This is a genomic window from Kitasatospora sp. NPDC036934 (genome assembly GCF_055608425.1).
The window spans coordinates 1-8700 of sequence record NZ_JBVJQR010000063.1; the positions used below are offsets into that span (position 1 = coordinate 1).

The 8700-nt window shown below is 75.1% G+C and carries 9 protein-coding genes; 4 read left to right on the forward strand and 5 right to left on the reverse strand.

Features of this window, described 5'->3' with window-relative positions:
* The 3 genes from ACZ7BZ_RS38000 to ACZ7BZ_RS38010 all read right to left on the reverse strand — a co-directional run.
* Positions 1-584, reverse strand: a 584-nt coding sequence (locus ACZ7BZ_RS38000; protein ID WP_470362370.1) for a cupin domain-containing protein, incomplete at its 3' end; no start/stop codon positions are given.
* A 105-nt stretch (positions 585-689) separates the two neighbouring features.
* The gene (locus tag ACZ7BZ_RS38005) at positions 690-1877 is read right to left on the reverse strand and encodes a serine hydrolase domain-containing protein (RefSeq protein ID WP_470362371.1); all 1188 of its coding nucleotides are present in this window, start codon (positions 1875-1877) and stop codon (positions 690-692) included.
* Between the two features lie 188 nt (positions 1878-2065).
* Positions 2066-2512, reverse strand: coding sequence for a MarR family winged helix-turn-helix transcriptional regulator (locus ACZ7BZ_RS38010; RefSeq protein WP_470362372.1), 447 nt, complete (start codon positions 2510-2512; stop codon positions 2066-2068).
* A 101-nt stretch (positions 2513-2613) separates the two neighbouring features.
* Here ACZ7BZ_RS38010 and ACZ7BZ_RS38015 point away from each other — a divergent pair, with 101 nt between their 5' ends.
* Positions 2614-3006, forward strand: a complete 393-nt coding sequence (locus tag ACZ7BZ_RS38015; protein WP_380457821.1) for a nuclear transport factor 2 family protein — start codon at positions 2614-2616, stop codon at positions 3004-3006.
* Positions 3007-3457: 451 nt separating this feature from the next.
* Here the strand turns inward: ACZ7BZ_RS38015 and ACZ7BZ_RS38020 are convergent, their stop codons facing one another.
* Complete coding sequence (locus tag ACZ7BZ_RS38020) at positions 3458-5452, reverse strand: NHL repeat-containing protein (protein WP_470362373.1); 1995 nt, start codon at positions 5450-5452, stop codon at positions 3458-3460.
* A gap of 314 nt (positions 5453-5766) precedes the next feature.
* On the opposite strand from ACZ7BZ_RS38020, the gene ACZ7BZ_RS38025 reads away from it, so the two are divergent.
* Entirely contained in the window at positions 5767-6612 is an 846-nt protein-coding gene (locus ACZ7BZ_RS38025) for an SAM-dependent methyltransferase (RefSeq protein WP_470362374.1), read from the forward strand.
* A gap of 67 nt (positions 6613-6679) precedes the next feature.
* Here the strand turns inward: ACZ7BZ_RS38025 and ACZ7BZ_RS38030 are convergent, their stop codons facing one another.
* A complete protein-coding gene (locus ACZ7BZ_RS38030; protein WP_470362375.1) occupies positions 6680-7381 on the reverse strand; it encodes a DUF4328 domain-containing protein in 702 nt (233 codons plus the stop codon).
* 233 nt (positions 7382-7614) lie between these two features.
* On the opposite strand from ACZ7BZ_RS38030, the gene ACZ7BZ_RS38035 reads away from it, so the two are divergent.
* Together ACZ7BZ_RS38035 and ACZ7BZ_RS38040 are read left to right on the forward strand one after the other, a co-directional pair.
* Positions 7615-8160: a hypothetical protein gene (locus ACZ7BZ_RS38035; RefSeq protein WP_470362376.1), complete on the forward strand. Its 546-nt coding sequence runs from the start codon at positions 7615-7617 to the stop codon at positions 8158-8160.
* Positions 8161-8425: 265 nt separating this feature from the next.
* Positions 8426-8700 (forward strand): ParB N-terminal domain-containing protein (locus ACZ7BZ_RS38040; protein WP_470362377.1); only part of this gene is annotated, 275 nt, incomplete at its 3' end.

Here is an 8700-nt window from a genome sequence, read left to right on the forward strand (position 1 = left end):
CTGCCCAGCCGGGCCGTCTCCGCCGGGCCCAGGGCGGCGGCCTGCCGGTCCAGCCCGACCAGGAACTGCGCCAGCAGCGCCGCCGACCCCTCCCGCACCGAGAACCCCCGGCCCAACAGGTCACGCAGCCGCTGCGGGGGCAGCGGCAGCAGCGACACCGGGAAGTCGATGCCCACCGCCTCGGTCCGCTGCTCCCCGCGGCCGGCGGCGGGCACCCCCAGGGCCCGCACCTCGTACGGGTGGGAGCTGTCCGCCAGGTAGAGGTCACCCCGCCCGAAGGTGCGCTCCCCGGTGCCGCGGCTGAGCGAGAGCCCGCCCGCGAGCGGCATCGTCAGGTGGTACACCTCCGGGTCGGTGCGCCGCACCATCGCGGCGCTGCGCCGGAACCGGGTCGGCGGGAACGAGGATCTCAGGAGGGTCACCGGCCCCAGCTCCAGGCGCCGCATCTCCGCCCGGAAGTCATCGGCGTGGACGCTGGTCATCTCGCTGGCCCGGGTGCGCCCGATCAGCTCCCGCCAGCAGTCGAACCGCTCCCGTGCGGGCACACCCTCACCCCGGAACACGCTCTCCGCTCCCGCGGCCACCTCGCCGCCTCCCTTCCCGCTGCCACCCGGCCCGGCCGCTGCCGGACCGTCGACCGTAGCCGATCCCGGTCCGGATACCCGCCCGGCCCCCTCGCCAGGGTCCCGCTAGCGGGAGAGCAGGGCGCAGACGAAGTCCTCCTCGACGGCCCGCAGGTGTTGCAGCAGGTCGGGGTTGCCCGACTGGTTCACCTGCTCGGTGACGGAGAGGGTCAGACTGCGCCGCCCGTCCGGGGTGCCGACGCCGAGCTGGGTGTAGCCGGCGGTGTTGCCGGTGTGCCCGTACACCGTGCCGCAGCGGGTGCCGTACTCGAAGATCGCCAGCCCGGCGCGGTTGGTACCCGGGCCGGCCGGCTCGGAGGCGCCCGGGACGAAGGCCCGCTGCTGCTCACGGGTCGCCTCGCCGATCAGCGGGCCGCCCGCGTAACCGGCCGCGAAGGCGCTGAAGTCGGCGGGGGTGGAGACCAGGCCGCCCGAGGCCCAGGCGCCGGAGGCGCCGAACTCGGTGCTGACGTCCCGGGGCGCGGCGGGCGGCTGGACGGCGTAGCCGTGCAGGTAGGGCCTGGGCAGCCGGTAGCCGGCGGGCAGGCTGGTGCGGTCGAGCTCGAGCGGCCGGTAGACCTGGGAGGCCAGCAGGTCCTCGTAGCGCTGCCCGGTGGCGGCCTCGGCCATCAGGGCGACGGCGATGTTGTCGGAGTTGGAGTACTGGTAGCGGGTGCCGGGGGCGAACTCCAGGGGCCGGTCGGCGACGAAGTCCAGCAGGCGCCGGGAGTCGAAGACGTGGTGGGGGTCGGTGCGCAGCAGGTCGCCGAAGTCCGGGGCGGTGCTGTAGTCCGGCAGGCCGCTGGTGTGCTGGAGCAGCTGGCGCAGGGTCACCGCGCCCCAGGCGGCGGGCAGCGAGGGCAGCCGGGCGGCGATGGTGTCGTCCAGCCCGAGCAGCCCGCAGTCCACCAGCCGCAGCGCGACCGCGCCGCTGAACGCCTTGGCGGCGCTGGCCAGCCGCATGTGGTCGTCGGCCCGCGGCGGGCGGTCGGTGCCGAGCTGCGCCACCCCGGCCTGCAGCACCCGCACCCGCCCGTCCTCGCGCAGGACCGCGATGGCCCCGGGCGGGCCGTCGGGGCGGTCGACCAGTGCCTGCAGCCGGGCCCGCAGTGCCCGGTCGTTGTCCTCCCGGCCGCCGTTCCCGGCCGCGGCGTTGCCGGCGGGGGCCAGTGCCAGCGCGGCGGTGAGCAGGGCGGTGGCCGCCGCCCGTCGGGGTCGGCGGGTCGGCGGGCGGGGGTGGGAGCGCAGCGGCATGACGGGGCCTCCGAAGGGGCGACTCGGCGGGTCGGTGGTGGGGTGACGCGGGGGCGGCGGTCGACGGCCGCCGCCCCGGCGGCAAGGGATCACCGGCCGGCGGCCCCCGGAAACGGCCGCGCGCCCGCCGTGACCCGCCTGGTCGAGCGGCGCAGATGCGGCGTCGACGCGGTGCCGGGCCCGCGGGCTCAGGCCTGGAACGGCCCATCGTCGACGAAGGTGCGCAGCAGCCGGGCGAAGACCTCGGCGTCGGCGGCCGGCCAGGAGGCGAGGGAGTCCTCGATGCGGGCGGCCAGGCGGTCCCGGGTGGCCCGGACGGCGTCGTGCCCGGGGTCGGTGAGGACGAGCAGGGTGGCGCGCCGGTCGGCGGGGTCGGCTTCGCGGCGCAGCAGGCCCGCCTCCTCCAGGCGGTCGGCGCGGCGGGTCACGGTGGTGCGGTCCAGTCCGATCTCGCGGCCGAGGTCGGCGGCGCTGCACGGGCCGGTGCGGGCCAGGCCGCTGAGGACGGGGTAGGTGAGTTCGTCGATGGCCTGCCCCAGGCCGTCGGTCAGCTGGGCGTGCAGGCCGGTGCGGGTGCTGCGGCGCAGCAGCAGTCCGAGGGCCTCGGCGATCTGGTGTCCGGTCGGATTCGTCACCCCCTCAGATTAGCGTGCGCTGGGCACGCTTTTCATGTAATGTGATTTGCGTGCTTGAGGCACGCATCTGAGGTCCGTGCTCACCCTTCCGGAGGAATCCCGTGCGCCACACCGACATCACCACCGCCCTGACCGACCTGCTCCTCACCCCGGGTCTGGACCTGCACGAGGCCGTCGACCGCCACTTCGCCCCCGACTACCGCCAGCGCACCGACGGCCGCTGGGACGACCGCGGGCAGTTCCTGGCCCACATCGCCCACCTGCGCACGGTCGTGGCCGACGGCTCCGTCGAGGTCCACGAGGAACTCTGCGACGGCGCGCGCTACGCCGACCGCCACACCATGACCGTCACCAAGACCGACGGCTCCACCGTCCGCATGGAGGTCTACCTCTTCGCCGAGTTCGCCCCCGACGGCCGCTTCCGCCGGATCGAGGAGACCACCCTGCTGCTGGAGGGCGGCGAGCACGACCGGGATCTCGGCAGCGCCCGCTGAGAGCCGACCGCTGACCGCTGAGCGGCCCGGCCCGGCGGGGGCTCACCGGCCCCCCGCCGGCCCCACCTGCCGGCCGCTCGCGTCCAGCCCCCGCCTACACGCTCGTCCAGACCCGCTACGGCCGTTCGCCCGCGCCCTCGGTGTCGATGTGCGGCATGGACGGCTCCCGGAGGTCTCCTTGCGCGGCGGTGGGCCGAACCGGCGCGGTGCTCCCGGCGGGCCGCCCCCGGCCGACCGTACCGGTGGGCAGTCGCCCCGACGGCGGTCCGCTCGCCCCGCCTCCGCCGCCGATCACCGCCGTCCCCGTTCGCTCCCGCCGCCGATCACCGCCGTCCCCGTTCGCTCCCGCCGCCGATCACCGCCGTCCCCGTTCGCTCCCGCCGCCGATCACCGCCGTCCCCGTTCGCTCCCGTCGCCGTTCGCTCCCGCCGTCCGTTCGGGGTCCGCCGGGTCAGGGCCGCCCGCCGCCGGGCCCGGGCGCGCTCACCGGTGCCGCCGCGCCCACCAGCACCACCAGCTCGTGCCCCCCGGGATTGGCCTGGACCGGCACGGTACGCCAGTTGTTGGCCAGCCAGACGTTGCCCGAAGGATCGATCCGGACACCGGTGTTGCGCTCCAGCCCGTCGAACGTGTACCCGGTGTCCGGCGGCGAGATCGGCTCGCCGGTGCGCGTCCCGGGCGGGCAGGCGGCCGGGTTGACGCCGCACAGCCGGGCGACGCGGTGGCCGCCGAAGTTGGCCACCCACACGGTGTCGTCCCCGTCCACGGCCACGCCCCAGGGCAGGAACAGGCCGCCGTTGGTGAACGGCGCGGGCGCCGGGGTCCCGTCCGCCCCGATCATGATCACCGAGGTCCCCGGCCGCGGGCCGTCCTCACCGGCCAGCGCGTCCGCGAGGTCCTCGGCCGTGCTGTCGCCGCAGGGCACCGGCAGGATCCCGCTGTTGCTCACCCAGGCGTTGCCCCGGCTGTCGGTGGCCACGGCCAGCGGCCGGCGCAGGCCCGCCCCGGTCACGGTCCGCTCCAGCGCCCCGTCGGGGCCCACCACCTGGACGCTGTCACTGCCGTTGCCACTCACCCACAGCCGCCCGGCCGGGTCCACGGCCGTGCCGAAGGGCTTGTGCAGCCCCGGCGTGGCGATCTCCCGGGCCGAGGCCGCGTCGCCGTCCGGGATCCGGGCCACGCTGTCCGAGCCGCAGTTGGCCACCCACACCGTGCCGGAACGGTCGGCCGCCATGCCCTGCGGCTGGACGATCCCGGCCCCGCGCCAGCCCTGCGGCGGGGACAACACGGCCCCGTCCGCGGCGAACCGGGAGACGCTGCGCTCCAGCGGAGCCGGATCGATCGGGCAACCACGGCCCTGGAAACCGAAGTTGGCGACCCAGGCGGTGCCCTTCGCGTCGACGGTGATGCCGAAGCCCGCGCCGTACAGGCCACCGCCCCGGTAGGGGGCGCCGGGGGCGTCCCGCCCGGTGGGGGTGAACTTCAGCACCGTGTCGGCGCCGCACACCGGGACGGCCGGGTCCGGGCCGTAGCGGTAGTTGTTGCTGACCCAGGCGTTGCCGTCCGCGTCGAAGGCGATGTTGCCGGGACCGTCCAGCTCATGGCCGTTGCCCTGGTAGCGCAGCGCCACCGTCCAGGCGTCCGGGGCCGCGGACAGCGCGGGCCGGTAGCGGACCGCGGTGCCGGCCAGCGCGAACAGCTCGGCGGCGTGGTGGCCCGGGTCGTGGGCGATGTCCACCGCGGCCAGCAGGGTGTCGCGCGGCCGCTCACGGCCCGGGCGGCGGGCCAGGTCCAGCAGCCGGTCGCAGGAGTCGCCGCTGACGCAGGACGCCAGCAGATTGGCCAGGGTGTTGAACTCGGCCATGGTGGAAGTGAGTTCGCCGTTGGGTGGCGCAGCGAGCAGCGCAGCGACGCCACCGGTGCCGGTGTCGGCCAGGTTGTGCGCCACTGCCGCGGCGTTCTGCAGCCCGGGGGAGGAACCGGCTACCCCGTCCGGGCCGGTGAACCGGGCCAGGGCGTAGGCCGTGGCCACCGTGGTCCGCTCGTTGACGACCAGCTCGGGCGGGGCGGCGGCGCCGCTGAGCACCGCGGCCAGCGTCACGGGCCCGCCCCGGCCGGGCCCGTCCGCCCTCTCCTCGGAGGGCCCCGGCAGGTCGGCCAGGACGTACAGCACCGCCCGCGCGTCCCGCGGCCGGCGGAACTCCAGGCCGAACCGCCCGTCCTCGCCGCTACGGGCCCGGGCCAGCACCCGCGCCCGCCCGCCCTCGCCCTCCCCGGCCTGGTACAGCGTCACCTGCGCCCCGCCGAGCGGGGTGTCGCCGCTGCGCACCACCCCGCACTGGTCGGCCGGCTCCCACCCGGCGTCCGGCGCGGCGTACGAGGGCGGCCCGGCGGCGATCCGGGCCAGCAGGGCGGCGGTCAGCAGGACGCCGTGGCGTCGGCGCATGGGGGCTCCGTTCGGTCACAGGGGGCGCTGGGGGAGGGGCGCGCCCACTGGGGCCGCCGCCCTCCTGAGTGCCACATCCCCGGGCCGCCCGCACGCGACCGGCCGCCGGAGGCGGTGGAATTGCCCGGTACGGCCGAGTCCCGCCCCCGCCCCGCCGGGCGCGCCGCGGGACGAGCGCTGCCGCCCCGCCGCCGTTCACCGCCGTCCACGCCGCCGTTCACCGCCGACTCGCCTCGCGGTACCGGCGAGTTGGCTAGACTGCCCCGGCCCGGTGTGATCAAGAAAGGACAGGGATGATCATGGGGGGAACCTGGATGACCGCGACCGAACCCGACCCTGCGGAGCCGGCGTCGCCGCAGATACGCCAGGACATCCCGCACAGCGCCCGGATGTACGACTACTTCCTCGGCGGCAAGGACAACTTCGCCGTCGACCGCGAAGCCGCCGAGCGTGTCCTGACCGTCTTCCCCACCATGCGCACCGCCGTACGCGCCAACCGCACCTTCATGCACCGCGCCACCCGCGCCCTGGCCCGCCGCGGCCTGGACCAGTGGCTGGACATCGGCACCGGCATCCCCACCTCGCCCAACCTCCACGAGGTCGCCCAGGCCGTCGAGCCGCGCGCCCGGGTGGTCTACGCCGACAACGACCCCGTCGTGCTGGCCCACTCCCGCGCCCTGATGACCAGCACCCCGCAGGGCCGCACCGCCTACGTCCACGGCGACGTCCACGACCCCGCGTCGATCCTGGCCACCCCCCAGGTCGCGCAGACCCTCGACCTGACCCGGCCGGTGGTCCTGTCGATGGTCGCCCTGCTGCACTTCGTCCCGGACCTCGACGACGCCCACGCCATCGTCAAGCACCTCCTGGACCCCCTGCCGGCCGGCTCCGCCCTGGTCCTCTCCCACGCCACCGCCGAACTCGACCCGCTCGGCGCGCCCAAGGTCCAGGAGATCTACAACCAGGCCGGCACCTCCCTGCGGCTGCGCCCCGAGGCCGAGTTCGCCACCTTCTTCGAGGGCCTGGAACTGCTGGAGCCGGGCATCGTCCCCGCCCACCGCTGGCACCCCGACGGTACCGACGGCACCGCCGAACTGCTGTCGGCCGACGTCACCGACGCCCAGGTCTCCTTCTACGCCGGCGTCGCCCTCAAGCCCTGACCCGGCTCCGCCGGCACGTGCGAGGGGCCCACGGCGACGCCGCGGACCCCTCGCACGTGCTTCGGGCTCAGCCCTCGACGGCCGAGACGTGCACCCCGTACACCGGCCCGGCCGGGAGCCCGGCGAGGCGCCGCTCCTGGGCGGCCGTCAGCCTCCGCACCAGCAGGACGGCGAAGGCGGCGGCGGCCAGCTCCAGCAGGTCGGCGGCGCCCAGCCACAGGGAGGCCTCCCGGTAGGTGTCCGCGTAGGTGGCGTCCTGGTAGAACTGATCGCCCACCCCGCCGACCAGGTGGGACCCCAGGAAGGTGCCCCACCAGAGGTTGAGCAGCGCCTGGGGCAGCGGCTCGCGCACCCCGAGCCCGTCGGGGCGGGCGCCGGCCTGCCAGACGTCGCCGGCGACCTGCCGGGGGAGCCAGAAGTTGGCGACCGGGATGAACCAGCCGACGATCGCCCACACCCGCGCGTAGCGGTGCCCGTGCGGGGCGAGGAACTCGGCGTTCACCCGCACCCGGTGGAACCAGGAGAGGAAGGCCATCGCCGAGAACACCAGTACCGCCCACTGGAGGACGCGGGCGGTGCCGATGAACCACTGCGCGTCGGCGAACGCCTCGCCGCTCACGGCGCTGCCGGTCATGAGGTCGTCGGACGCCACGAACATCAGGGCGTCGGCGTAGAGGGAGAACAACGCCGCGGCACCGGCGGCGACGAGCAGGACGGTCGCGGCGGTGGCGTCCGTGCGGGGGGAGCGGTACGGGGCGGGCGTGGACATCGGTGAGCGGGCTCCAGGGGCGGACGGGCCGGAATCGACGGAGCGTCACCCTAGGCCACGTTCGTTCGTACAGTCTTTTTCGTCAACGGCCCGGCCGCCGCCGGGATCCCGTCCGGGTGACGCGGGGGCGGTTCCCGCCCCGGGCCCGGCCCCGGTCCGGTCTCCTGGAGCGGCTGACGGAACCCGCCGTCGCCGCACCGGGCGCCCCGCCCCGCCCCGGAGGAGGAGTCCCCGTGCCCTCGCCCTGTGACCCCCAGTACGCCCCCGCCGGCGACGTGAGCGCGGCGCTCATGGTGATCGACTCCCGGCTCAAGGCCCTCTACGACGGCCGGACCGAGACCGACCCGGAACACCGCAAGATGGTCGACCACCTCGCCGCGTCCATGGGCCCGGACGACTTCAGCGCCCTGCTGGAGGGCGCCTGCACCCTTATCTACCTGTACATGAACTGGCTGCGGACGGCCTGCGAGGACCACGGCAAGGACGTCATCGAGTACGTGGTGCCGACCCTGGTGGCCACCATGCGCATGATGCCCAGGACCTTCCGCCCCGAGGTCATCCCCACCATGGCGGGCCTGCTGGTCGCCGCCGGCAGCGGCCTGAGCCCCAACCTGTGGCGCGCGCAGTACGGGCCGTGGACGGACGCCGAGATGAACCCCCTGGAGGCCACCGCCACCCTGCTCGCCGAGTATGTCAACCGGATCTGCGGCGACGACCAGGAGTTCGCCACCCGCCTGATCACCGACGCCCTCTCCCGGGCCGACGAGGACGGGGGCTGACCGGGGGAGGGCTGACGGGGGCTGACCGGGAGAGAGGGCTGACGGGGGATCACGCGGACTGACCAGGCCTTCTCCAGGGCCTTCGCCCTCCACCAAAAAATATACCTGAGCGAAGGTATATGGCTGGAAAGCCACGGTGAAAGCAGTTGAGGGCAAGAGTGATGTCAGCTGGTCACTAAAATACCTTCCCAAAGGTATGTGGATCTCCTAGCATCGCTGCGATGCATGCCCCCTTCGGTCCGTGTCACTTGTCGGAGGACTCGTCGTGAAGCCTGAGAGCGCAGCCGTCCGTGCCCAGGAGCGCCCGGTGTCCCGGTTGTCCGGGGAATGGGTGCCGGTGTTGTCGGAGGTGGTGGTGGTGCCGGTGGCGGCGCTGCTGCCGGGGGACTCCCCGCGGGAGGGGGGAGAGGATCCGGAGCATGTGCGCACGCTGGCGGAGGTCGGGCCGGCGCTGCCGCCGATCATCGTCCACCGGCCGAGCATGCGGGTGATCGACGGGATGCACCGGCTGCGCGCGGCGGCGGCCGACGGCGCGCTCGT

Coding starts and splice junctions, on each gene's coding strand:
- ACZ7BZ_RS38030 (WP_470362375.1), bottom strand. CDS start 7,381: ATGTCCACGCCCGCCCCGTACCGCTCCCCCCGCACGGACGCCACCGCC.
- ACZ7BZ_RS38025 (WP_470362374.1), top strand. CDS start 5,767: ATGACCGCGACCGAACCCGACCCTGCGGAGCCGGCGTCGCCGCAGATA.
- ACZ7BZ_RS38020 (WP_470362373.1), bottom strand. CDS start 5,452: ATGCGCCGACGCCACGGCGTCCTGCTGACCGCCGCCCTGCTGGCCCGG.
- ACZ7BZ_RS38005 (WP_470362371.1), bottom strand. CDS start 1,877: ATGCCGCTGCGCTCCCACCCCCGCCCGCCGACCCGCCGACCCCGACGG.